We start from the raw sequence: 24,499 nt of genomic DNA on the forward strand, positions 1-24,499 counted from the left end.
CTGTTCGTCTGTAAAACGCTTGCGCTTCATTCCCTGGTCCTCTCAACGGGCCAGAGCTTACTTCAAAATGGATTATTTCAACGGGGCAAGGTCAGATCCGCAACCGGCTCGCCCTTCAGGAAGTTGAGAAGCGTAGCTTCGTCGGTAACGTTTCTTCGGACCGTCCGAGTGCCGGCCGCTGCCATGGCCGAGACATCGCCGATTAGTCGGAGTGCAGGAGCGCCGGTCTCCTCCTTGAATTCTCCGTGGCGGAGGAACTGAATCTTTGGCAGCAGATCCTCATCAATCAGGAAGCTGGCGGACTTGCCCTCGACCTTTCCATTGTCGAGATCCAGCGTCGCTGCCGCTCCGACCGCGATCCTCGACATGCGCCGGGCGAACTCGGCGACCGCCATCTGTTCGCGGTAGGCGATGATCCTGTGCAGTTCTCCGGGCTTGATCACCCGTGTTTCGCCGACATAGCGGAAATAGATGGCGCCCTCGCGGAATTCGTTGTTGACGTTCTTTGTGGCTACCACCGGCGGGTGTTCGTGCTTCTCGATGTGGATCACCCCGACTGATCTACCATCGAGCTCAATTTGGAACGCCGAGAACACCGGTACCGGGTCGAGGGCTCCCGCGAGACAGCGGTTGATGTCGGCGGGATCCGCTTTCGAGAAAGCTTCGTCGCCCATACCGACGACGCTTAAGGATCCGTCCGGAAGTTCCTTCACGCCAAAGAAGACAAAGCCGCCTTCGTTGTTCGCCAGGCCGGCGATCGAGCGCAACGGGTCTGCAAACCGATGTTCCGGCTTCAGCGAAAAGTTCTCCTTGCATTCGGTGCGGTCGTTTTCGTGCGTCTTCAGAAACCAGCCCGCCCTTCCGCGCTGTTCGAAGAGAGCGGCAGCACGCTCCTGGACGGTCTGTACCTTGGGCTCTCCGGCGCTTGCGACGACGCCTACGGAGGACGGCGCGCCTAGGGCGAGGAAGGCGTCGAGTTCCTCCTCCGATGCCTGCGGGATCGTCGGACCATAGGTTCCGCTCCGGATCTGAGTAATGCGACCGGAATTGACGGGCCGGTCCGGCCGATTGAAGTAGAACTGGATGTCCCGGTTCTTCATCCGGCGCGAGAACAGCATCGTCTTGATGAGTGCGATTTCCTGATCGGTGATGCTTCGTTTGGCCATGGGACGCCATAGGATTTCCGTGATTGTAAACACGACTATACTATCGCGACAATTGAGCGATTCTTAACTTCGCCTAGAGCAGTGGTTGCTTTGGAGTTCGCTATTCGAAATCCAAAGCGTGGTTCCGTCGCCGTGTTGACACATGGTTCTCGCGCTGTCTTGAGTGGCGCAAAAGCTTGGGTTCCTTGCATGTCCATCCACATATTGAAAGCAGGTCATGATCATCTTCAGAAAGTGGCGAGCACCCGCGACTACGTGAAGGCTCTCTCCGAGTTCGTTTGGAACAGTCTCGATGCGGACGCGACCGAAGTGTCCGTCTCATTTCCCCGGAATGTCCTGGGCGGCATCGAAAGGATCGAGATCGCCGACAATGGAAACGGCATATCGCGGGAGCGGGCCGAGCATGATTTCGAAAACATCGGTGACTCCTGGAAGTTGGGGCAGCGACGGACCGTCGGACGGCGCCGTGCGATACACGGCAAGGAGGGCCGCGGTCGCCTGCGATTCTATTCGATTGCGCAGTCGGCGAAGTGGTCGTCCGTCTACAAGGAGGGAGATGCTGTCCTTTCCCTGACGATCAAGATCGATGCGAGCAAGCTTCACCAAAGCGAGGTTTCCGATCCCGTAGCCGTGGCGGCCGAATCCATCACCGGTGCTATCGTCGACCTGTATCCACTCAAAGATTCATTTGACTGGCTGGTTGGCGCAGAGGCCCGTTCGGAGTTCGATGCCATATTCGCACCATACGTGCTCCAGTATCCTGGGACGAGAATCCTTTACGACGGTCACGAGGTCGACCCGGCCGCGACGATAGAGAGATCGGAGCAGTTTCCGCCCAAGCCGATCGTATGCCCCAGTGGCCGCGTGATCAGGGACCTGAAACTGGAGGTCATTGAATGGAGGGCCAAGACGGCGAGCCGGAAGATTTACTTCGGCGACGAGCAAGGAGTCGTACTCGGTTCGCAGTCGGCGAATGTCACGGCGCCCGGCTTCGACTTCTCGGTTTATGCTTATGCTCCGTTCTTCCAGGAGCTCGCGAACGCCAACCTTCTGGAGTTCGACGGGTTGAACGATCCAGATTTCAGCGTCGTCCTTGATCACATCAGATCCGAGGTCGGCGACTATTTTCGGCAGCGCGAAGCGGAGAAATCCGGAGAACTCATCCAGGACCTGAAGGACGCGGGCCTCTATCCTTACGAAGGAGACCCGAAGGACGACGTCGAACGGCGCGAACGGCAGGTCTTCGACATCGCCACGCACGCGGTCTCCAACTATTCCAAGGACTTCAAGCGGGCGGACAATTCACTGAAAAAGATCACGCTCGGCCTCCTGAAGGAGGCCTTAGCGCACAATCCTGAATCCATATCGCGAATCCTTCGCGCCGTTTTCAATCTCCCCAAGAATCGGCAGGACGAGTTCTCGACGCTTCTCGACAAGACGGAGCTGGCGAACATCATACAGGCGTCGAATCTTATTGCCGATCGTGTCGTCGCCTTGAAGGTGCTGAGCGAGATCGTATTCGAACCGGCGACGAGAAAGGCCGCCAAGGAGCGAGGTGAATTGGACGTCCTCGTCCGTGACAATACATGGCTGTTCGGTGAGAACTTCCATATCACCATGTCGGAGGCCGGTCTTACGCGCATCATGAACCGGGTTGCGGTGGACCTGCAGGCGAGGAGGTCCAAGGGAGCGAAGGCCAGGAAGCCAGACGGGAAGACCGGGCGAATAGATTCTTTCCTCGGCCGCATCGTGCCCCATCCTTTCCGGGAGCATCGTGAATTCCTTCTCATCGAACTGAAGCGTCCGTCGCTGACTGTGGGGCGGAAGGAGATGGACCAGCTTGAAGACTATGTGACCGCCATGTTGTCGCAACCTGAGTTCACGACGACGTCCAACAGTTGGAACTTCTTCCTGATCACGACGGAATATGACGATGCGGTGAAGCCTCGAGTAACGCAGAAGGGCCGACCGGTTGGGCTCTTTCTCGAAGGCGAAAACCACAAGGTTTGGATCAAGACCTGGGGGGAGATCATCCGGGACGCTGAAGCCCGTCTGCATTTTATCCAGGACGCTCTACGCATTGAAGTCAAAGACGAGGAAATCGAGCAGCGGATTTCCGCGCTTAAGGCGAGATACGTGAAGGGCGAGGACGGCGAGCCGTCGGATTCTGCGCTATAGGCGGCGGGCTGCGGTGAGGGATGCTCCGCTCGGGGAGCCCGATTGAATCCTTCAATTGTTGACAAATTGGCAGATTTGCAGCCTGCTCGAATCCATGGATTCGACCTCTGAAATCATGCGCGCGCTCAGGGCGGGCCGCGCACTGCTGGGCCTCAGTCAGGAGGAATTGGCGGAGCTAGCCGGCATCAGCCGGCAGATTGTCGTAAGAATCGAGAAGGGCGAGAGCAACGTTCTCGTGGAGGCCATAGAGAAAGTGCGAATGGCGCTCGAATCCAGGGGAGTGGCATTCATCGACGCGACGCGGGAGCACGGTCCGGGCGTAGCCATGCTACGACGCCCGGTCTCGCCAGACTTGGCTCCTCAATGATTCGGCGATGGCTAGCGCGAGATCATTCTCCGCGGTTCATCCAATGCTTGCCTCTGCATGATCGCCTGCACGTCCTCCGGCTCGAGAAGTTCCCGTTCCAGCAGTTGCTCCGCCAGGATCTCCGCCGCCTTTCTATGCGCCGTGACCATGGTCCTCGCTCTCGATAACTGCTCCGCGAGAATGCCGTCGATTTCTCTTCTCACAGTCGTAGGAACGTTGCTGCTCCGATTGATGTTGGGATGGTCATCCTCCAGGAGGAACGAAAGATTCCTTCCCATGCCGTAGGAGCACACCATCCGCGCGGCGATTGTGGTTGCCTTGTGAAGGTCGCTGCCACGGCCGCCTCCCGCGCCGGCTGACCGGGCGCCGATAAGCACTTCTTCCGCTGCGGCCCCCCCGAGTATCCTGCATACATGCGCTTCCATTGAGGCTCGAGTTTCCAAGTCCGTCGGTTCGTCCAGATATCGGGTCATCCCCTGGACGGGCACGTCGGATAAGAACGTCCTAAATTGCTTGCGCATTGAGACGGTGACTCGACAGCCTGGCTGGAGGGCGAGCGCAACGACGGCATGCCCGCTCTCGTGAACTGCCACGCGGCGGGCGGTCTCCGCAGGAAGCGTCTGAAGCGGCGGCAAGGCTTCAGCGACGTGGGTATATCCGGCAGGCTGCCCGGCCGCTCTGGCAAATCGTCTTGCCTCCCTTGCCAGCTTCTCAAGATCAGAGCCGCTCCATCCCTTGAGGTCGGTGGCTATCTTCCGCAGTTCAACGTCGTCAACCGAGGTGCTCAGGTGGAAACGCAATATCTCCGAGCGCTCTTCCGCGTCCGGCAAATCCATCCTGACATGCCGTTCGATCCTGCCGCTTCGGAGGAGGGCGCGGTCGACTGCTTCGGGAAAGTTGGTGGCCGCGACCACAACGATCCCTTGCCTTCCGTCGATGCCATCTATGTGTTCCAGGAGCGAATTCACAACTTGGGTCTGATAGCCGACGTGATCGCCCGAGAACTTCGTTCTGTCGCCAATCGAATCTAGCTCGTCCAGGAACACAATCGCGGGCTGCAGTTCCTTGGCCCTTTCAAACGTCGAACTCATTGCCGCAAGAAGATCACCGAGATGCCCTTTGGCCTGCCATCTCCCCAATGACGCCTTTATCAGAGGGATGCCGCACATCTTCGCGAGAGCACGGGCAAATAGAGTCTTGCCGGTTCCGGGCGGACCGTGGAGAAGGATTCCGCGATCGAGATCGGTCCAGGCGATCTCGCCGTTCCGCGCACGCTTCAAATCGTTGGCGAAAGAACGTGCCCAAGGCTTCATATCTCTGTATCCCGGCAGTTCTTCTAAGCTGGGTCCGTTTTCCACTGCGACGTCTGGCACCGAGGAGCGCAGGATCCGTGCGTCTGCTGATGTCAGTTTGAACTTCGTGATGATTGGAGCCAGCATTACGACGTCGTTTCCGGAGAGGAGTTCCGCGGTATCAGCATCGATCGGGCTACGACCGAGCAGCGATCGCGCCGCTAGGACGTGCGCTGCGGTCGGTCTCGGCAGGTCGATGACCGCGTCGGCTCCCGCCGCCAGTTCAATCGGAAGATCTTTTCTGTGTTTTGCGAGGACGACGATCGACGGATATTTGCCATAAGATCGTATGAGGTCACTTTTTCCCGGCATTTGAAGCCTGTGGCGTGACTCAGGCTCGATGGCATGCACGAGCGCCTTCGCCCTACGCGTCTCAGTAAATTCCGGGGAACGGCCGATTACGAAAAGCTCTGCGGCCTTCTCGTATATGCCAAGATCCATTACGGCCTCTGCGATCAGGACGACGATGGTGGGACACCCCCGTTTGAGCAGATGCTGCGTGCGTAACGCTTTGCCGACGCAGCAATATGCTAGGAAAAGTGCCGATGACTGACGTATCTTTCGAAACTGAACCGCCTCGAGCCTTCCCAATGCAGCGCTCTTCTCCATCTCTTAATACCCGCCCTTATTATCCCAACCCCGAAGCGAATCTTGCGCGATTGGCGATGGACAGCCGAGCCGGTACCAACGTTGCGACGAACGCGCCATTCCGCCCTGAAGTGAGAACAGGTGAAGCGGAGCAGTGAAGCTCATCGCTTGATAATTCCCATGTGTGCGGAACGAATTCTCCGGATAGGAGATGTATCCAACAAGCGTTGGTACTATCCACTTCTCGACGAACCATTGTTCAACGATCGGCGTCATATGTGGATCCAAACTTGGCAGGGTCCGCTTGTTCGCAATTCTGCGAAGGTCGATCGCGAGCCGTCGCCAAACGTTAGCTTCTCTAGTTATCGATCGTAGGGAAGAATTCGATTCAATCTCGCCATATCGGAGCATGCTGATTACCCCCTTTTTGCGACTCATGATCATTGCGCTCACAAGGTGAGCAAATTGTAATGTTCGTGTCAACAATATTGGTCTGTTTCGGGGTGGTTCTGTACATCGATCCGATGGCGAGCTTGGCCGAAACACCGGTGACACGTGCAGAGCAGTTACGCCCGAGGTAACCCAGCTTAGGCAGAGGGCTGGGCTCACACGCGAAGGCATTTCTAGCCACTCTCAAAGCTAAAGCCGAAGGGAGTCTGGTAGTCCGTCCGCCCGCGCCGCTGCGATATGTGGGTCTCCACGGCACGGGCGGACTACCATTGGAGCAAGGGGCGATTTCTATCGTAGATAAAGGCGGAATGGTTGACCATCGGAAGGGGGTGGCTCAACATCGCAACAAAGAGCAGAGAGATTCTCAATGATACCGAAAATTACTGACAAGAAACGCGACGTCGGAAAACCCTTCAACATCGCCTCCTATGCGCTTTTGACGATGATGGTGGCCCAGGTGACGGGGCTCAAAGGGGGCGATTTCGTCCACACCCTCGGCGACGCGCATCTCTATCACAATCATTTCGACCAGGCGAAGCTGCAGCTGACGCGTCGGCCAAAGCCGCTGCCCTTCATGCGGATCAATCCTGAAGTGAAGGATATCTTCGGGTTCAGGTTCGAGGATTTCGAGCTGATCGGCTATGAGGCCGATGCCAATATTAAGGCGCCGATCGCCGTCTGAGCCGGGACTTTTCATGGCCGAAATCCGCAGGACCATCATCGCCGCCGTCGCACGCAACGGGACCATCGGCCGGGAAGGCGACATGCCGTGGCGGCTATCGAGCGATCTCAAGCGCTTTAAGGCGCTGACGCTCGGCAAGCCTGTCGTGATGGGCCGCAAGACTTATGACTCGATCGGCAAGCCGCTGCCGGGGCGGCCGAACGTGGTCATTTCGCGACGAGCAGCGATCGAACACTCCGATGTCAGCATGGCCCATTCGCTGACCGAGGCGATGGACTCTGCCGACAGATTGGCGCTGAAAACCGGGGCCGGCGAAATCTGCATCATCGGCGGCGGGCAGATCTATGCTCAGGCCATCGATCTTGCCGATCGGCTGTGCATTACGCATGTCGAGGCCGATCTTGACGGCGACGCGTTTTTTCCGGCGATCGATCCGGGCGTCTGGCAGGCGGGGGAGGTAGTCGCCGTGCCCGCTGGCGAGAAGGACAGCTACCCCACGCGCTACGTCGTCTATGAACGCCGTCGCGCCTGAAAACGGACTATTTTCCAATTAAATTGACCAAGTTTCTCACGCTGCGTTGAAAGCCGGTGCGGCGATACCTATAACGGTCACCAACGCATCGGCCGGTCAGCCCCCACGGTCCCGAATGCGGGGAAGACTTAACGAACAACGAGGTTTTGATGCCCTGGAGCAATCAGAATGGCGGCGGCGGCCCTTGGGGCGGCGGCGGTAACAATCAGGGACCATGGGGCCAAGGGCCGAACCGCCCACGTGGCGGCAAGGGCGGACCGCCCGATCTGGAAGACATCATCCGGCGCGGTCAGGATCAGCTGCGCAATATCGTTCCCGGCGGTTTCAATGGTGGCGTGGCGGCGATCGTCGTGGCGATCGTCGCTGTTTTCTGGCTGATCCAGTGCGTCTACACCGTCCAGCCGGACGAACGCGGCGTCGAGCTGCGCTTCGGCAAGCCGAGAGAAGAAATTTCCATGCCCGGCCTGCATTTCCGCATCTGGCCGATGGACGCGGTCGAGATCGTGAAGGTGACCGAGCAGCAGCAGAATATCGGCGGACGCAACAACAGCAATTCGACGGCTGGACTGATGCTTTCCGGCGACCAGAACATCGTCAACGTGCAGTTCTCCGTGCTCTACACGATCAATGACCCGAAATCCTATCTTTTCCGTCTCGAAAATCCGGCTGAAACGCTGCAGCAGGTTTCCGAAAGCGCCATGCGCGAAATCGTCGGCCGGCGCCCGGCACAAGATGCCTTCCGTGACAATCGCGGACCGATCGAAACCGAAGTGCGCAACATCATCCAGGATACGATGGATCGCTATGGCGCCGGCATTGCGATCAACCGCGTGACGATCGAGGACGTCGCACCGCCGCGCGACGTGGCCGATGCCTTCGAGGAAGTGCAGCGTGCCGATCAGGACAAGCAGCGCCTCGTGGAGGAGGCGAACCAGTACGCCAACCAGAAGCTCGGCCAGGCCCGCGGTGACGCGGCCCGCATCCGCGAAGCAGCAGCGGCCTATAAGGACCGGATCGTCAAGGAGGCTGAAGGTGAAGCGCAACGCTTCGTTTCGATCTACGACGAATATTCCAAGGCTCCTGACGTGACGCGGGAGCGGCTGTTCCTGGAAACGATGGAACAGGTGCTGAAGGGTTCCAAGAAAGTGATCATAGACCAAAAGGCGGGCGCCGTGCCTTATCTGCCTCTCAATGAGGTCGGCAGGCCGACGCAGCAACAACAGCAGCAGGGAGGCTGAGACCCATGTCGAACAGACTTCCGGTAATTCTGATCCTCCTGGCGGTCGTGCTGGTCGGGGTCTATTCCTCGGTCTTCGTGGTGAGTGCCCGCGAACAGGCCATCGTCGTTCGCTTCGGTGAAATCCAGTCGGTCAAGACTGACCCTGGCATCTATTTCAAGCTGCCTTTCGCTTTTGCCGATGCCGACAGGGTGCAATACGTGCCGAAGCAGGAACTGCGCTTCGATCTTGACAATATCCGTGTCCAGGTTTCCGGCGGCGCGTTTTATGAGGTAAATGCCTTCCTCATCTACCGTATCAACGACGCGCGCCGCTTTCGCGAAACCGTTTCGGGCGACAGGGAGGCGGCAGAAGCGCGGCTTCGTACCCGCCTCGATTCCGCTTTGCGCAGGGTCTACGGCGTGCGCAGCATCGAAGCCGCGCTCTCCCGGGAACGCGTGGCGATGATGCTCGAGGTTCGCAACGAACTGCAAGCCGATGCGGAGACGCTCGGAATCACGCTCGACGACGTGCGCATCAGCCGGACGGACCTCACTCAGGACGTTTCCGAGCGCACCTACAACCGCATGCGGGCCGAGCGACTGGCGGAGGCCGAACTGCTGCGGGCGCAGGGCACTGAAGAAGGCCAGCGCCGCCGCGCCATCGCCGACCGCCAGGTCGTTGAGCTGACTGCCGGCGCACAACGCGACTCCGAGATCCTGCGTGGCCAGGGCGATGCCGAACGCAACCGCGTCTTCGCCGAGGCATTCTCAAGGGACCCGGGTTTCTTCGAGTTCTATCGCTCGATGGCGGCCTATGCGGCGACGCTTTCGTCGCAGGACACAACGCTGGTCCTGTCGCCGGATTCGGAATTTTTCCGCTATTTCAACAACGCCGCCGGCGCCGCGCCGGCGAACCCGGCTGCGTCGGCTCCCGCAAGGCCCGGAACAACCGCTCCGGCGCCAGGCCAGCCGGCGAACTGAAACACCGGGATCTGTTTCCCTCCAAGATCGAGAAAGGGTCGGCCCAGCGCCGGCCCTTTCGATTTCAAGAGGTAAGGCCGGGCTTTTGTGATGGTCCGTCAGATTGCACGGGGATTTCGCGAAAAGGTGATTTCACCCTCCATCATTCCGCCTTATGCTGGTGCTGAATATGCGCATTTACGCCTTATGAGGAAGCTTGATGGCCCCGACGATTCGCTTGCCCTTCAGACGAACGCTCGCGCTTCTGGCCAGCGCCACCATCCTGGCGCAAGCCGGCGTGAGCGGGGTTGCTTTTGCGCAAACCACGCCTGAAACAGCAGCGCCCGGGGTTGCCGCGCCTGTTCCGGCTGCTCCCACGCCACCTGCATCTACCACGCCGCAGCAGACGCCACCGGTTCAGACCGTCGTGCCGACCAACGGTCCGGCTTCCGTTGCCGACCTGGCGGAAGGGTTGCTCGATGCTGTGGTCAATATCTCGACCTCGCAGAATGTGAAGGATGACGAAGGGGTCGGTCCGGCGCCGCGCGCCCCTGACGGGTCACCATTCCAGGAGTTCTTCAACGACTTCTTCAACAAACAGCAGGGCAACAAGGGCCCCAACCATAATGTCAGCTCGCTTGGGTCCGGTTTCGTCATCGATCCGGCCGGCTATCTCGTGACCAACAACCATGTGATCGAGGGCGCCGACGACATCGAGGTCAATTTCGCCAACGGCTCGAAGCTCAAGGCGAAGCTGATCGGCACGGATACGAAGACCGATCTTTCCGTGTTGAAGGTCGAGCCGAAGACACCGCTGAAATCGGTGAAATTCGGCGACTCCAGCGAGATGCGCATCGGCGACTGGGTCATGGCGATCGGCAATCCGTTCGGCTTCGGCGGTTCGGTGACGGTCGGCATCATTTCCGGGCGCGGCCGCAACATCAATGCCGGCCCCTACGACAACTTCATCCAGACGGATGCGGCGATCAACAAGGGCAATTCCGGCGGCCCGCTCTTCAACATGAAGGGTGAAGTGATCGGCATCAACACGGCGATCATCTCGCCGAGCGGCGGCTCGATCGGCATCGGCTTCTCGGTACCGTCCGAACTTGCTTCCGGCGTCGTCGAGCAGTTGCGCCAGTATGGCGAGACGCGGCGCGGCTGGCTCGGCGTGCGCATCCAGCCGGTGACCGACGACATCGCCGACAGTCTCGGGCTCGACACCGCCAAGGGCGCGCTGGTCGCCGGCGTCATCAAGGGCGGTCCCGTCGACGACGGCTCGATCAAGGCGGGCGACGTCATTCTGAAATTCGACGGCAAGGCGGTCAATGAAATGCGCGACCTGCCGCGCGTCGTGGCGGAAAGCACGGTCGGAAAAGAAGTCGACGTCGTGGTGCTGCGCGACGGCAAGGAGCAGACCGTCAAGGTGAAGCTCGGCCGGCTCGAAGACAGCGATCAGGCGGCATCCGGCGATGCAGCGCCGGATGGCGTGATCACCCCTGATCCCGACGAAAACGACGATATGGATCAGCCGGATACCGGCGATCAGGCAGCGCCCGCACCGGGCACACCGGCGCCGGACCAGCACCAACAGGGCCAGGTATCGCCGGATGCGGCCATGCCGAAGAACGTGCTCGGATTGTCGCTGTCGCTCCTCAGTCCCGAAACACGCAAGGCTTTCGGCATCGCCGAAAGCGTCGACGGCGTCGTCGTGACGGAGGTGGAGCCCGGCTCCGCCTCGGCCGAAAAGGGGCTGAAGCCAGGGGATGTTATCGTCGAGGTGGCACAGGAGTTCATGAAATCCCCGGATGCGGTCGCGGCCAAGGTGAAATCGCTGAAACAGGAAGGCCGGCGCAACGCCCAGCTGATGATCGCATCGGCAAACGGCGATCTGCGGTTCGTCGCGGTGCCGATGGAATAGGAGTACTGCGGCGGTGGCGACCAGGTGCCGCCTTCCTGTTCTCGCTCAACTCCTCCCGCATTCCTGTGACGAGCGCAGGAATGCGGGAGGAGGGGCGCGTTTCGGCCTTCTTAGCCCATCACGAAATCGGTCTTCCGATAACCCTGGATATAAAGAAGTGCCGTCAGGTCGGCGTGATTGATGCGCATCTGCGCCTGAGCGGCGACAGTGGGCTTGGCGTGGAGGGCGACGCCGGAGCCGGCGAGCTGCAGCATGCCGAGATCATTGGCGCCGTCGCCGACGGCGATTGCCTCCTGTGGCGAAATGCCGAGGCTTGCTGAAATCTCGTTCAGCGCATCCACCTTTGCCTGCTTGCCGAGGATAGGTTCGGCGACGAAGCCGGACAGAATGCCATCCTCGTCCAGCAGCGTATTGGCGCGGTTTTCGTCGAAGCCAAGAGTGGCGGCGATGCGGCTGGTAAAGACGGTGAAGCCGCCGGAGACGAGGGCGGTGTAATGACCTTTCGATTTCATCGTGGCGATCAGCTCCGGCCCTCCCGGCGTCAGCGTGATGCGCTTGGCGATGACCTCGTCGACAACCGAGATCGGCAGTCCTTTCAAGAGGGCGACGCGCTCACGCAGGGCGGGCTCAAAGGCGATCTCGCCATTCATGGCGCGGGCGGTGATGTCGGCGACCTTCTCCTTCAGGCCCACTTCGGCGGCGAGTTCGTCGATGCATTCCTGGCCGATCATCGTCGAATCCATGTCGGCGATCAGCAGCTTCTTGCGGCGGCTGTCCTGCTCCTGGATGACGAGGTCGATGGGGGCGCTCGATATGACGGCGAGAAGATTGGCCTCGGCTGCTTGCGCATCCGCGCCGTCGCGCAGTGCGATGTCGCAGGCAAGGCCGTCGGCCAGCCAGTAGAGGCCGGAAGCGGTTACTGCCTCGGCCGCTTGTTCGGCAATGCCGGGAGTAAGCACAGGATTTGACGGATTGGCAACAAGCGTGGCAACGAGGGCCATGATGGAAAACCTTCTGAGCGTAGAGAACGCGATCCTGATAACCGGGCCGACCGCCAGCGGCAAGTCCGCCCTTGCCGTGGAATTGGCCAAGCGCCATGACGGCGCGGTCGTCAATGCCGACAGCATGCAGGTCTACGATACGCTGCGGGTGCTGACCGCGCGTCCGTCGGAAGAGGAGATGCAAGGCGTGCCGCATCATCTCTACGGTCACGTGCCGGCGGGGGCCGGCTATTCCACAGGCGCCTGGCTGCGCGATGTCTCGGCGCTTTTGCCGGCGCTCAGGGCCGCCGGGCAGCTACCGGTTTTCGTCGGCGGCACCGGGCTTTACTTCAAGGCGCTGACCGGCGGTCTCTCCGAGATGCCTGATATACCGGAGGTACTGCGGGAAGACTTGCGCACGCGACTCGTGGAGGAGGGGCCGGGTGCGCTCTACCTTGAGCTTTGCGACGCCGATCCCGCCATGGCGGCCAGCCTCAACCGCCAGGACGGCCAGCGCATCGTCCGGGCGCTGGAGGTAATCAAAGCAGCGGGACGCTCGATCGCCGATTTCCAGGTCCGGTCCGGGCCTGTGGTGATCGATGCCGACGAGGCCCGCAAGATAGTTGTTCTGCCGGACCGGGCGGTGCTGCATGCTCGCATCAATGGCCGTTTCGAGAAGATGCTGCAACAGGGTGCGGAAGACGAGGTGAAGGCGCTGCTTGCGCTCGACCTGCCGGCCGAGGCGCCCGTCATGAAGGCCATCGGTGTGTCGCAGATCGCGGCGATGCTGAAGGGCGAGATGACGCGCGATGAGGTGCTGGAGAAGGGGGCTGCGGCGACACGGCAATATGCCAAGCGGCAAATGACCTGGTTCCGCAATCAGATGGACGAAAGCTGGGAGCGATTGACGCTTTAGCATGAGGCGATATCGTCTGGCTCGTTGCCAATCAACTGTCTTTCAGGATCGCATGATGCCTGCCATTTCTACGTTCCATGGCCTCTCGGCCTTTCCGCCGACGCCTGCCGATCCCGATTGCCGGGTGGACGTTGAGGGGCTCTGCCGCTTGCTGGCCCCCCTGTGCGAGTCAGGTGTGGCCTCCATCGGCCTTCTCGGCAGCACCGGGATATACGCCTATCTCACGCGCGAGGAGCGGCTGCGGGCCGTCAAGGCGGCGGTCGGATGCGTCAACGGCCGTGTTCCACTCCTCGTCGGCGCCGGCGCCCTGAGGACGGATCATGCCGTGGATCTCGCCAGGGACGCCGAGGCTGCCGGCGCGGATGCGCTTCTGCTTGCGCCTGTTTCCTACACGCCGCTGACCCAGGAAGAGGTCTACCAGCACTTCCTCGCTGTGGCCAAGGCAACCAGACTGCCGCTCTGCATCTACAACAATCCCGGCACGACGCACTTCATCTTCAGCCGCGAGCTTCTGCAGCGCCTCTCCGATGTCGAGACGATCAAGGCGGTAAAAATGCCGCTGCCGGCAGACGGCGATTTGCTTGGGGAGCTTGCGACGTTGCGGGAAAAGACCGATCTCGCGATCGGCTACAGCGGCGATTGGGGTGCGGCGGAGGCACTGCTTGCAGGCGCAGACGCTTGGTACAGCGTTATCGGCGGGCTTCTTCCCCGCGTAGCGCTCGCTCTGACCAAGGCCGCGATCGCCGGCAACGGCGGCGAGGCGCGCCGGCTCGATGATCTTCTGCAGCCGCTCTGGGACGTGTTCAAGGCGTATGGAAGCATTCGCGTGGTCTATATGCTGGCCGAGCATCTCCTTGGCGTTCGGTCGGAACTTCCCCGGCCGCTGCTGCCGCTTGGGCCGGCGGATCGCCAGCGTGTGCTCGATGCTGCCCGGCCGTTGATCGCGCTGGAGCATCAATCCTTGTTGTAAAGGCTGCTCAGCGGCTTTTTTAGGATGCTTTCACGCAGAGACGGGCCGGGTTCCCGGCGGGTGATCTGCGGCTGGTCGGTCGGCGGCGCTGGCCGAGGAAACACCGGCTCCTCGCGACGCAGTTCGCGGCGCAGCGCGTCCAGCCGCGGATCGATCGGGGCCGGTTCGGCCGGGTCCAGCCGCGGCGCCTGCGGCAGCAATTCGCGCCGGTAGGATTGGAGTGGCGCCGAAGCCGGTGCCGACGGGGTAACGGGTTTGGCATCGAAAGCGTCGTCGGTTTCCTGCGCCTCGTCGAAATCTGGCATGGATGCCGCAACGCTCTGCTGAAAATTCGAAATGTCAGGCCCGACGGTCACCGCCCGCATGCGGGTGACGATCTTGCGCAAATCGACCGTATCGGGATCTTCCTCGCTATGCTTGCTGTTGGCGCTGGCGGCCTTCGGCAGGAGGTTCTCTTCAACACGGGAGAAGCGCATCCGCATCGGCACGCTGATCGCCTCGCCGAAGGCGATCGCCTCACCGTTGCCGATCGAGGAGATGAAGCTCGTCGTCGAGATCGATGAATTCGGGATGGCTGAACGAATGATTTCCTGGTCACGGTCATTGGCAAGGCGCATGGCAAAGAGCGTCGAGCACTGTGACAGGATCGTCTGGTCGAGCTCGCCTGGCCGCTGAGTGATGATGCCCAGCGAGACACCGTATTTACGGCCCTCCTTGGCGATGCGGGCGATCGCCTGGCGCGTAGGGATGAAGCCGAGGTTCGGATCGGACGGGATGTAGCGGTGGGCTTCCTCGCAGACGACGAGCATGTGGATGGCGCCGTCACTCCACAACGCCACTTCGAAAGCCATGCGGCAAAGCACGGAGGCGACCGAATTAACGACTTCGGAGGGAATGCCGGCAAGCTGGAAAGTGCAGATTGGTCTGTTATCTCCGGGGATGCGGAAGATCTGCGCGATGGTATCGGTGATCGTGTCGCTGATCGTGTTGTTGGAGAACATGAAGTGATAGCGCGGATCGTTGATCGCGGCGATGAGGCGCATCTTGAGCGACCGCAGGGAGGGCTTTTCCGCCCGGCCTTCCAGGCGGCCGATGCGCTCGTCGATCAGCGCCAGCAGATCGGCCATGCGGTAGGGAACCGGCGTATCGGCGGTGATCGAGCTCTTTTCCGTCGTGCGGCGCACCAGCGAGTTGTCGCTGCCGCGGAAGGCGCGTTTGGCCTCCGGCATGATGTCGCGCAGCATGTCGAGCTCTTCGGGTACGGGCGGGCGGCCGCGAAAGACGACTTCGGCAAATTCCTCCAGCCGCATCAGCCAGAAGGGCAGGTCGAGCGTATCCGTATCGATGGTGACGGCGTGCTTGGGAAAGGCGGCGGCGAATTCATTGTGCGGATCGAGGATCAGCACGCGCAGCTTCGGATCGGCCGCGATCGCCTTGTGCAAAAGTAGCGATACGGCGGTCGACTTGCCGACGCCGGTCGAGCCGACGACGGCGAAATGCTTGGAGAGCATTGACGGGATGTGGATCGCCGCATCGATGCTTTCATCCTGCGTCAGCTTGCCGATGATGGCGGTCGTCCCCGTTCCGGCATCGTAGATGCGCATAAGGTCGGCGGCGCGGATGCGATGGGCGATGGCGCCGAGATAGGGATAACGTGAGATGCCGGTCGAAAATTCCTCGCGCCCGTCCTCATCGACGCGGACTTCGCCGAGAAGCTCGGTCTCGATCTTGAACTTATTGTCCTCGCCTTCGCCCCAGGCATGGCTGCCGGTGTTCATTTGATAGACCAGGGCGACGACACGGTTGCGGCCGACGCTGATCGAAATCAGCCGGCCGACGGACCAGAGTTCTGTAAGATCGGTGCCGCCCTCAACGGCGACAGCGGCAATCGTGGCCCTGGAGCCGCTGCATGCAACGACGCGGCCGAGAAAGCGATTTCCCGGCGTATGGCCGTCGCGTCGATCGTGCTCGCCTGCCTTGCCAGACATGCGCAAGTCGTTGTTGAGCAAAGGCTACTCCCTGCGGTAGCGTTAAAGGATAAAGTCGATCCTTTAACAAATCCTTCATCCTATCGATTTTGGGAGGCAGGGGCCCAGGGCAGTTTTTTATTGCGGCATGCGTTGACGCTGCGAAATTTTCTGTCTATCACTGCCGGCCATGAAAATCGCAACGGCTCTTATCGTGGTGGGAAGGCGCATGGGCAGGATGGTGTAACCATCCGGCGACAGCCACCCATGCGCTAGATGACAGGCTCCTCCGGGGCCTTTTTTTGTGCCCGAAATCGGGCTCCCGGCCACAATCGCAAATCCAGCATCAAACGGAACAGACACAGATGAGCACGGACAATCAGGCGGCAGGCAATCGGATGACGGGAGCGGAGATCGTTCTCAAGGCGCTGAAGGATAACGGCGTCGAACATATCTTCGGCTATCCCGGCGGCGCGGTCCTGCCGATCTATGACGAGATCTTCCAGCAGGACGAGATCAAGCACATTCTCGTTCGCCACGAGCAGGGGGCCGGCCATGCGGCCGAAGGCTACGCCCGCTCCACAGGCAAGGTCGGCGTCATGCTGGTGACCTCTGGTCCTGGCGCCACCAATGCGGTCACGCCGCTGCAGGATGCGCTGATGGATTCGATCCCGCTCGTCTGCCTGACCGGCCAGGTTCCGACCCCACTGATCGGCTCCGACGCCTTCCAGGAATGCGACACGGTCGGCATCACCCGGCCCTGCACCAAGCACAACTGGCTGGTCAAGGATGTCAACCAGCTCGCCGCCATCATTCATGAGGCCTTCCGCATCGCCCAGTCCGGCCGTCCAGGCCCCGTCGTCGTCGACATTCCGAAGGACGTGCAGTTTGCGACCGGCACCTACACGCCGCCCGCCGATTACGCGATCCAGAAGAGCTACCAGCCGAAGATCCAGGGCGACCTCAACCAGATCCATGCGGCGATCGAGATGATGGCGAATGCGCGCCGTCCGATCATCTATTCGGGCGGCGGCGTCGTCAATTCCGGTCCCGAGGCCTCCAAGCTGCTGCGCGAGCTGGTCGAACTCACCGATTTCCCGCTCACTTCGACGCTGATGGGCCTCGGCGCCTATCCGGCTTCGGGCAAGAACTGGCTGAAGATGCTCGGCATGCACGGCTCCTACGAAGCAAACATGGCGATGCATGATTGCGATGTCATGGTCTGCATCGGCGCCCGCTTCGACGACCGCATCACCGGCCGTCTCAACGCCTTCTCGCCTAATTCGAAGAAGATCCATATCGATATCGATCCGTCCTCGATCAACAAGAACGTCCGCGTCGACATCGGCATCCGCGGAGATGTCGGCCATGTCCTCGAAGACATGGTCCGCCTGTGGCGGGCGCTGCCGAAGAGGCCGGAGAAGGGCCGCCTCGAGGATTGGTGGAGCGATATCGCCCGCTGGCGGGCGCGCAATTCCTTTGCTTATACCAAGAGCAATGATGTGATCATGCCGCAATATGCGCTGGAGCGGCTCTATGCGCATACCAAGGACCGCGACACCTACATCACGACGGAAGTCGGCCAGCACCAGATGTGGGCGGCGCAGTTCTTCGGCTTCGAACAGCCGAACCGCTGGATGACCTCGGGAGGCCTAGGCACGATGGGCTACGGCCTGCCGGCGGCCCTCGGCGTGCAGATCGCCCATCCCGAAAGCCTCGTCATCGATATCGCCGGCGATGCCTCGATCCAGATGTGCATTCAGGAAATGTCGACGGCGATCCAGTACGACGCGCCGATCAAGATCTTCATCATGAACAACCAGTATATGGGCATGGTGCGACAGTGGCAGCAACTGCTGCACGGCAACCGCCTGTCGCACTCCTATACGGAAGCGATGCCCGATTTCGTCAAGCTTGCGGAAGCCTATGGTGCGGTCGGACTGCGCTGCGAAAAGCCGGACGAGCTCGACGACGCCATTATAGAGATGATCGAGGTCAAGAAGCCGGTCATCTTCGATTGCCGCGTCGCCAATCTCGCCAACTGCTTCCCGATGATCCCCTCCGGCAAGGCGCATAATGAAATGCTGCTGCCCGACGAAGCCACCGACGAAGCCGTCGCCAACGCGATCGACGCCAAGGGCCGTCAGCTCGTATAACGATAAGGTAGGAACCCAGGACCATGAACGCACATCTTCAGCCCACGGGCTCTGCCTATTTCATCTCTCCGGAAACGACCGCAGTCGAGAGCCATACACTTTCGGTTCTCGTCGACAACGAGCCCGGCGTCCTTGCCCGCGTCATCGGCCTGTTCTCCGGCCGTGGCTATAATATCGAGAGCTTGACGGTCTCCGAGACCGAGCACCAGGCGCATCTGTCCCGCATCACCATCGTAACGCGCGGCACGCCTCATGTGCTGGAGCAGATCAAGGCGCAGCTCGAACGCATCGTCCCTGTTCACCGCGTCGTCGATCTGACGGTGCGGGCCCGCGAACTCGGACAGGACCGGCCGATCGAGCGTGAAGTGGCGTTGGTCAAGGTGATCGGCGAGGGCGAAACGCGAGCCGAGACGCTACGGCTTGCCGATGCCTTCCACGCCAAGGTGGTGGACGCGACGATCGATCACTTCATTCTGGAGATAACCGGCAAATCCTCCAAGATCGACCAGTTCATCGCGATCATGAAGCCGCTCGGCCTGATCGAAGTCTGCCGTACCGGCATTGCTGCCATGAACCGTGGCGCGCAGGGGATGTGAGCCTGCTACCGCTGTTAGTCCGTGCCGATTAGCTGCCCCTCACCCTACTTCTCCCGTAAACGCGGCGAGGGGACGTGCGAAACGCAACGTCGAGGTGGATGAAGCCGACTGGCAGCCGCTGTAGATCACAGCATCTCCAGCGGCTTTTTCCCGGCTGGCGGCGGGAAGGCAGCGTCGAGCGCTTCCCAATCGTCGTCGGTGATATCGAGCGAGACACAGTCGCGGTTTTCGCGAACACGTTCGGCATTCGAGGTCTTCGGGATGGCGATGACGCCGTCGTGTTTCAGCAGGAAGGCGAGCGCCAGTTGGGCGGGTGTCGCCTGGTAGGCCTTGGCGATGTGGATCAGTTCCGGATGATGGAGGATATGGCCCTGCTCGATCGGCGAATAGGCCATGACGGGAATGCCGCGGCTTCGGCACCACGGCAGGAGGTCGAATTCGATGCCGCGGCGAGAGAGATTGTAGAGCACCTGGTTGGCGGCGACATTGACGCCATCCGGCACGCCAAGCAGTTCCTCCATGTCGTCGGTATCGAAGTTGGAGACGCCCCAGGCGCCGATCTTGCCGGACGCCTTCAGCATCTCGAAGGCGGCGACGGTCTCGGCGAGCGGATAGTTGCCGCGCCAATGCAGGAGATAGAGATCGATGCGGTCCGTGCCGAGGCGTTCGAGGCTGTGTTCGCAAGCCTCGATCGTGCCTTTCAGGCTGGCATTCCAAGGATAGACCTTGCTGACGATGAAGACCTCGTCGCGCCGTCCCCTGACCGCCTGGCCGACGATTTCCTCGGCGCCACCATCGCCATACATTTCGGCGGTATCGATCAGCGTCATGCCGAGATCGATACCGGCTCTGAGGCTTTCGATCTCGGCCTTGGCATGGCCGGCATCCTCGCCCATGGCCCAGGTTCCCTGGCCGAGCACCGGCACTTCCGCGCCGTTCGGGATTGTGATCGATGGGATAGGGTCGTCCTGCATGGTCTTGATCCTGGTCAGGAGATTGGGCTGCGCCGCTATCTTTCAAGTAATCCTGTCACCATGACAATGATGTATTGGTATCGGTGATTTAGGACAGTTATGCTGACCTAAATAAAACGGGCTGCTGGAAAACCCGGCTTCGGGAGGTTTCATGCCACTGGATACGTTTCTCGCTCTCGTTCTCTTCGCCTTTACGACGTCGATCACGCCGGGGCCGAACAATATGATGCTTTTTGCTTCGGGCGTGAATTTCGGCTTCCGCAGGACTGTCCCGCATATGTTCGGCATCGGCGCCGGCTTCTTCTCGCTACTCATTGCCGTTGGTCTCGGGCTCGGCGCGCTGCTGCACACGATGCCCATGCTCTATACCGTGCTGAAATTCGCCGGCGGCGCCTATCTCCTCTGGATCGCCTGGAAAATCGCTTCGTCGCGTTCGCTCAGCGAAGGCAAGAGCGGTGCGGCGCCAATGTCCTTTGTCTCGGCGGCGGCTTTCCAGTGGATCAATCCGAAAGCCTGGGTGATGGCGGTCACCGCAATGGCGACCTATACGAATCCGGAGCTTTATCTCGTCAGCGTGTTGATCGTCGGTCTGGCTTTCGCGGTGGTGAACGTGCCGAGCGTCTCGAGTTGGGCAGGCTTCGGCTCGGCGCTCAGGGAATGGCTTTCCGATCCGGTGCGGCTGAAGTGGTTCAATATCAGCATGGCCGTGCTTCTGGTGGCGAGCCTCTGGCCGATGCTAAAATAGAGCGATCGACGGTTTCGTCAGCATCAGCCAGAAAATGCCGAGAACGGCCGCGAAGGCCGGAAAGCCGAAAGCGAACCAGATGCGGTAGAGGCGGTCATAGCTCGGCGGCAGGGTGCTGCTTCCCGAGCGTGCCGCGGCGCGGGCGAGGTCGCGCAGTCGGATCTGGATCCAGACGACCGGCAGCCAGAACAGGCCGGTCACGACATAAAGCAGCAGCGACAGCGCAATCCAGCCCTCCGACAGGTCCCAGCCGATCGACCGCGCCAGGAGATAGCCGCTCACCGGCTGGAAAAGGGCCGCGGTCGCCGTGAAGACGGTGTCGGCGATGACGACGGTCGCGGCGACATGGGCGATCAGCACGGGATCGCGCGTGCGGTGCGCCATCACCATGAAAAATGCGATGCCGGCGCCGGTGCCGAAGAGCACGGTCGCGCCGATGACATGGGCAAGCAGCAGCCATTGCTCGAGCATCAGCGTTCATCCAGGGTGGCAAGCGCCGTGAGCGTCAGCAGGATCAATGGCAGCACCTTGACAAGGGGGCCGAGCGGATCGAGCCAGAGGGCGGGTTCGAGAAGTGTGCCGCCGGTGAGATAGGCCAATGAGACGGCCAGCATGCCGAGAAGGGCGCGTCTGGCGAGCGGGCGGACAAGGACTGCGGCGCCGAGCGCGATGTCGATCAGGCAGGTGAGAAGCGTCAGCGCCGTTGCGGCCGCGTCCGGCATGAAGGGCAGGAAGTGGGCGGAGGCCTTCTGCACCGCCAGCAGCGGGATCAGGCCGGAGAGCAGCCAGAAGGCCGACAGGCCTGATATGACGATCGGTTTCAACAGATAGAGCCTGGCGAACCAGAGATCCTGCACGCCGGATGGATTGGCAGCGAGCGTTGCCGCGGCTGATGTCGCGGCAAGGCCGCTCTCCGCCTTCGCGCTTTTTATGCCTTCCGACATGACGGTCATTGCCGTCGAGCGCAGCGGTGAACGCCAGCCGAGCAGGCCCGCGACATCGGCGAGCCAGGTCACGGGTCGTGCAAGCCAAGGCGCAAGGGAAAAGACGCGGACCGGCGCCAGGCCCAGCCATTGCCGGTGGAGGTGGACGAGATCGGCAAGCGTCAGCACCTCGTCGGCGGCAAGAACGATATCCCCGCGCAGATCGCCTGAAACCGCCCGCGACACGGCTTCCGCCACGTCGTCCACCGACAGGGTTTCGACACCGCTTTCGGCGTGGATGAGCGGCAGCGCCAAGGGGAAGGCGGCAAGCGCCCGGATGAGCGACGAGCCGCCATGGGCATTGCGGCCGAGAACGAGGGCAGGGCGCAGGATGAGGTGGGGCAGGCCGCTTGCCGCCAGCGCCTCATCGGCCCGCCGCTTGGTGGCGAGGAAAGGCCGATCGCTGGCGGCGCCCGCCGTCCTTGCCGATATCTGGATGATCAAAGGCTGAGAGCGTTTCGCTGCGGCATAGAGCGCCAGCATCGCATCTTCCTGTGTGGCCGCCAGATCATCCGACAGGCCGTCCTGCAGCGCGCCGGCGCAATTGACGACGGCATGCTGGTCGTTCAGGAGCTTCTCCCAGTCCTCGGCCTTCGTCATGCGGGATAGATCGGCCCGCCGCCAATTTATCGCAGGCTGCTTCAAACGCGCCCGCGCGGGATCGCGGCCGAGCCCGGTCACGGCATGCCCATCGGCCGCGAGCCGGGCCGCGACGACGGAGCCTATGAAGCCGGTTGCGCCGAGAATCAGGATGTTCATGGCTGGAGATTAGCGGAAAAGTTTGAGGGGGATAGGAGGGGTTGGCGGGTGCGTAGGGTGTGATAGAAAAGGGGATGTTTGCGTTGCTTCCCACGGGCGATAACTTTGAGAAGGGCGGGGCCTTGCAACGATTCCCCTTCTCCCCAGCGGGGAGAAGATGCCGGCAGGCAGATGAGGGGGCGAGCGGCGAAGCCGCGGGTGCGCGAAGCGTAAGCGAAGCGCAATGACGGGTCGCCGTATGGCCCCCTCATCCGACCCTTCGGGCCACCTTCTCCCCGTGGGGTAGAAGGGGTGTCCGGGCCGCCGCCGAGAGAAGAAGCGGACACTACCTATCTGTCGTTTGGGAGAACATCGCATTGCACGACCATGATCACGACGACCATCACAACTACGACCATCACCACGACAACCGCTACTCCGACATGCAGGCGCGCGTCAAAGCGCTGGAGACGCTGCTGACGGAGAAGGGGTTGATCGATCCGGGGGCAATCGATGCGATCGTCGAGACTTATGAGAGGAAGGTGGGGCCGCGCAACGGTGCGCGTGTCGTGGCGAAAGCATGGAGCAATCCCGAATTCGCGGACTGGCTGAAACGCGATGCGACGGCGGCGATTGCGAGCCTTGGGTTTACCGGCCGGCAGGGCGAGCATATGCGCGCCGTCTTCAATACGCCCGACACTCATAACCTGATCGTCTGCACGCTCTGCTCCTGTTATCCCTGGTCGGTGCTCGGCCTGCCGCCGGTCTGGTACAAGGCTCCGGCCTATCGCTCGCGCGCCGTAATCGATCCGCGCGGCGTACTGGCCGAATTTGGGCTGGTGCTGCCTGCGCAGAAAAAGGTCCGCGTCTGGGATTCGACGGCGGAGCTGCGTTATCTCGTAATCCCCGAGCGGCCGGCGGGCACGGAAGGGTTGGATGAGACCTCATTGGCCGATCTCGTCAGCCGCGATGCGATGATCGGGACGGCGATCGCGGGCAGCTCGAAAATTTCAGCTGCCGGCAGTCCGGAGGCTCTGCCATGAACGGACCCCACGATCTCGGCGGGCAGATGGGTTTCGGGCCTATTGCCCCTGAAAAGGATGAGCCCTCTTTCCATGCCGACTGGGAGAAGCGGGCTCTCGGCATCACGCTTTCCTGCGGCGCTTTCGGCGCCTGGACGATCGATGAGAGCCGGCATGCCCGCGAAAATATTCCGCCGGCCGATTATCTTGCCGCCAGCTATTACGAAATCTGGATCCGCGGCGTCGAAACGCTGCTCGAACGGCACAGTTTTGCGACGCGCGAAGAGTTGCTGTCTGGGCGCAAGCTGCAGGAGGGCGCGACGCCGAAACGGGTGCTGAAGGCCGAGATGGTACAGGCGGTTCTCGCGAAAGGCGGGCCATGCGATCGTCCTGTCGAGGCCGCGCCGATATTTGCGGTCGGCGAGACAGTGCGGACGAGGAATTTCAATCCGGCCACCCATACGCGCTTGCCGCGTTATGCCAGGGCCAAGACCGGCATCGTCGAAGCGGTGCAGGGTTCCTTCGTCTTTCCCGATGACAATGCGCATGGCAAGGGCGAGAACCCGCAATGGCTCTATACCGTCATCTTTGATGGCACGGAGCTCTGGGGTGAGGGTGCCGACCCGTCGCTGACGGTCTCGATCGATGCATGGGAGAGCTATCTTGAGCGTGTGTGAAATACCCTCTCAGCTCTCGCAGTCGCCGGGTTTACCGAAGTCGCCGGAGGGTGATCCTGTTTTCCCTGAACCTTGGGCGGCTGAAGCCTTCGCCATAACCGTGCATCTGCATGAGAAGGGGCTGTTTTCCTGGAGCGAGTGGGCCGAAACCCTTTCGCGGGAATTGCATCAGCCAGGCCGAGCCGAGGACGGCAGCGATTATTTCGACTGCTGGGTGGCGGCGCTCTCGGACCTGCTGGTCAGTCGCGGCGTGGCGGATGCATCCCTACTCCTCGACCTGCAGAAGAGCTGGCAGCGGGCGGCCGAAGCGACGCCGCATGGCAAGCCGATCGAGCTTGCCAACGATCCGCTGCGCTAAAC

General features: G+C 61.2%; 22 protein-coding genes and 1 pseudogene. 15 read left to right on the forward strand and 8 right to left on the reverse strand.

The window, feature by feature from the left end; all coding sequences use genetic code 11:
• Positions 1–77: 77 nt before the first annotated feature.
• Positions 78–1,166, reverse strand: coding sequence for an ATP-binding protein (locus FHT70_RS14215; RefSeq protein ID WP_183702249.1), 1,089 nt, complete (start codon positions 1,164–1,166; stop codon positions 78–80).
• 90 nt (positions 1,167–1,256) lie between these two features.
• Between FHT70_RS14215 and FHT70_RS14220 the strand changes: the two genes are divergently transcribed.
• Both FHT70_RS14220 and FHT70_RS14225 read left to right on the forward strand, forming a co-directional pair.
• On the forward strand, positions 1,257–3,344 hold the full coding sequence (locus FHT70_RS14220) for an ATP-binding protein (protein WP_246721843.1): 2,088 nt from the start codon (positions 1,257–1,259) through the stop codon (positions 3,342–3,344).
• 55 nt (positions 3,345–3,399) lie between these two features.
• On the forward strand, positions 3,400–3,711 hold the full coding sequence (locus FHT70_RS14225; RefSeq protein WP_246721845.1) for a helix-turn-helix transcriptional regulator: 312 nt from the start codon (positions 3,400–3,402) through the stop codon (positions 3,709–3,711).
• Positions 3,712–3,722: 11 nt separating this feature from the next.
• Here the strand turns inward: FHT70_RS14225 and FHT70_RS14230 are convergent, their stop codons facing one another.
• Positions 3,723–5,672, reverse strand: coding sequence for an AAA family ATPase (locus FHT70_RS14230; protein ID WP_183702252.1), 1,950 nt, complete (start codon positions 5,670–5,672; stop codon positions 3,723–3,725).
• A 3-nt stretch (positions 5,673–5,675) separates the two neighbouring features.
• Positions 5,676–5,927, reverse strand: coding sequence for a hypothetical protein (locus tag FHT70_RS14235; RefSeq protein ID WP_183702254.1), 252 nt, complete (start codon positions 5,925–5,927; stop codon positions 5,676–5,678).
• A 574-nt stretch (positions 5,928–6,501) separates the two neighbouring features.
• Here FHT70_RS14235 and thyA point away from each other — a divergent pair.
• The 5 genes and pseudogenes from thyA to FHT70_RS14260 form a co-directional block, all read left to right on the forward strand.
• Positions 6,502–6,783: pseudogene (gene thyA, locus FHT70_RS14240) on the forward strand (thymidylate synthase); the annotation flags it as partial.
• A gap of 13 nt (positions 6,784–6,796) precedes the next feature.
• Positions 6,797–7,315, forward strand: coding sequence for a dihydrofolate reductase (locus tag FHT70_RS14245; protein WP_183702256.1), 519 nt, complete (start codon positions 6,797–6,799; stop codon positions 7,313–7,315).
• A gap of 149 nt (positions 7,316–7,464) precedes the next feature.
• Entirely contained in the window at positions 7,465–8,553 is a 1,089-nt protein-coding gene (gene hflK, locus FHT70_RS14250) for an FtsH protease activity modulator HflK (protein WP_011426043.1), read from the forward strand.
• Positions 8,554–8,558: 5 nt separating this feature from the next.
• Positions 8,559–9,515 carry a protease modulator HflC gene (locus FHT70_RS14255; RefSeq protein WP_183702258.1) on the forward strand — a complete coding sequence of 319 codons (957 nt, stop codon included), beginning with the start codon at positions 8,559–8,561 and terminating at the stop codon, positions 9,513–9,515.
• A 199-nt stretch (positions 9,516–9,714) separates the two neighbouring features.
• Complete coding sequence (locus FHT70_RS14260) at positions 9,715–11,415, forward strand: DegQ family serine endoprotease (protein WP_183702260.1); 1,701 nt, start codon at positions 9,715–9,717, stop codon at positions 11,413–11,415.
• Positions 11,416–11,525: 110 nt separating this feature from the next.
• On the opposite strand, the gene serB is transcribed toward FHT70_RS14260, so the two are convergent.
• Positions 11,526–12,416 (reverse strand): phosphoserine phosphatase SerB, encoded by an 891-nt coding sequence (gene serB, locus FHT70_RS14265; RefSeq protein ID WP_183702262.1) that lies wholly within the window; start codon positions 12,414–12,416, stop codon positions 11,526–11,528.
• On the opposite strand from serB, the gene miaA reads away from it, so the two are divergent.
• Both miaA and FHT70_RS14275 read left to right on the forward strand, forming a co-directional pair.
• Complete coding sequence (gene miaA / locus FHT70_RS14270; RefSeq protein ID WP_183702264.1) at positions 12,415–13,311, forward strand: tRNA (adenosine(37)-N6)-dimethylallyltransferase MiaA; 897 nt, start codon at positions 12,415–12,417, stop codon at positions 13,309–13,311. The genes serB and miaA overlap by 2 nt on opposite strands.
• A gap of 55 nt (positions 13,312–13,366) precedes the next feature.
• Positions 13,367–14,281, forward strand: a complete 915-nt coding sequence (locus FHT70_RS14275; RefSeq protein WP_183702267.1) for a dihydrodipicolinate synthase family protein — start codon at positions 13,367–13,369, stop codon at positions 14,279–14,281.
• On the opposite strand, the gene FHT70_RS14280 is transcribed toward FHT70_RS14275, so the two are convergent.
• Entirely contained in the window at positions 14,266–16,290 is a 2,025-nt protein-coding gene (locus FHT70_RS14280; protein WP_183702270.1) for a DUF87 domain-containing protein, read from the reverse strand. The genes FHT70_RS14275 and FHT70_RS14280 overlap by 16 nt on opposite strands.
• 323 nt (positions 16,291–16,613) lie before the next feature.
• Here FHT70_RS14280 and FHT70_RS14285 point away from each other — a divergent pair, with 323 nt between their 5' ends.
• Both FHT70_RS14285 and ilvN read left to right on the forward strand, forming a co-directional pair.
• The gene (locus FHT70_RS14285; RefSeq protein ID WP_183702274.1) at positions 16,614–18,404 is read left to right on the forward strand and encodes an acetolactate synthase 3 large subunit; all 1,791 of its coding nucleotides are present in this window, start codon (positions 16,614–16,616) and stop codon (positions 18,402–18,404) included.
• Positions 18,405–18,427: 23 nt separating this feature from the next.
• On the forward strand, positions 18,428–19,000 hold the full coding sequence (gene ilvN, locus FHT70_RS14290; protein WP_011426035.1) for an acetolactate synthase small subunit: 573 nt from the start codon (positions 18,428–18,430) through the stop codon (positions 18,998–19,000).
• Between the two features lie 125 nt (positions 19,001–19,125).
• Here the strand turns inward: ilvN and FHT70_RS14295 are convergent, their stop codons facing one another.
• Entirely contained in the window at positions 19,126–19,974 is an 849-nt protein-coding gene (locus FHT70_RS14295; RefSeq protein WP_183702277.1) for an aldo/keto reductase, read from the reverse strand.
• Positions 19,975–20,125: 151 nt separating this feature from the next.
• Here FHT70_RS14295 and FHT70_RS14300 point away from each other — a divergent pair, with 151 nt between their 5' ends.
• The gene (locus tag FHT70_RS14300) at positions 20,126–20,719 is read left to right on the forward strand and encodes a LysE family translocator (RefSeq protein ID WP_183702280.1); all 594 of its coding nucleotides are present in this window, start codon (positions 20,126–20,128) and stop codon (positions 20,717–20,719) included.
• Here FHT70_RS14300 and FHT70_RS14305 read toward each other — a convergent pair.
• Both FHT70_RS14305 and FHT70_RS14310 read right to left on the reverse strand, forming a co-directional pair.
• On the reverse strand, positions 20,711–21,190 hold the full coding sequence (locus tag FHT70_RS14305) for a DUF2269 domain-containing protein (RefSeq protein ID WP_183702283.1): 480 nt from the start codon (positions 21,188–21,190) through the stop codon (positions 20,711–20,713). The genes FHT70_RS14300 and FHT70_RS14305 overlap by 9 nt on opposite strands.
• Positions 21,190–22,461, reverse strand: a complete 1,272-nt coding sequence (locus tag FHT70_RS14310; protein ID WP_183702287.1) for an SDR family oxidoreductase — start codon at positions 22,459–22,461, stop codon at positions 21,190–21,192. Before FHT70_RS14310 ends, FHT70_RS14305 begins: the two co-directional genes overlap by 1 nt.
• A gap of 356 nt (positions 22,462–22,817) precedes the next feature.
• Here FHT70_RS14310 and nthA point away from each other — a divergent pair, with 356 nt between their 5' ends.
• Genes nthA through FHT70_RS14325 form a run of 3 tightly spaced genes read left to right on the forward strand, consistent with a single transcriptional unit; the run spans position 22,818 to position 24,497 of the window.
• Positions 22,818–23,483, forward strand: a complete 666-nt coding sequence (nthA, locus tag FHT70_RS14315; protein WP_097598002.1) for a nitrile hydratase subunit alpha — start codon at positions 22,818–22,820, stop codon at positions 23,481–23,483.
• A complete protein-coding gene (gene nthB, locus FHT70_RS14320; protein WP_183702290.1) occupies positions 23,480–24,139 on the forward strand; it encodes a nitrile hydratase subunit beta in 660 nt (219 codons plus the stop codon). Before nthA ends, nthB begins: the two co-directional genes overlap by 4 nt.
• A complete protein-coding gene (locus tag FHT70_RS14325) occupies positions 24,126–24,497 on the forward strand; it encodes a nitrile hydratase accessory protein (RefSeq protein WP_183702293.1) in 372 nt (123 codons plus the stop codon). Before nthB ends, FHT70_RS14325 begins: the two co-directional genes overlap by 14 nt.
• Positions 24,498–24,499: the final 2 nt, after the last annotated feature.

Origin of the sequence: Rhizobium sp. BK049, from assembly GCF_014193135.1 — a bacterium.
Classification (GTDB): Bacteria; Pseudomonadota; Alphaproteobacteria; order Rhizobiales; family Rhizobiaceae; genus Rhizobium.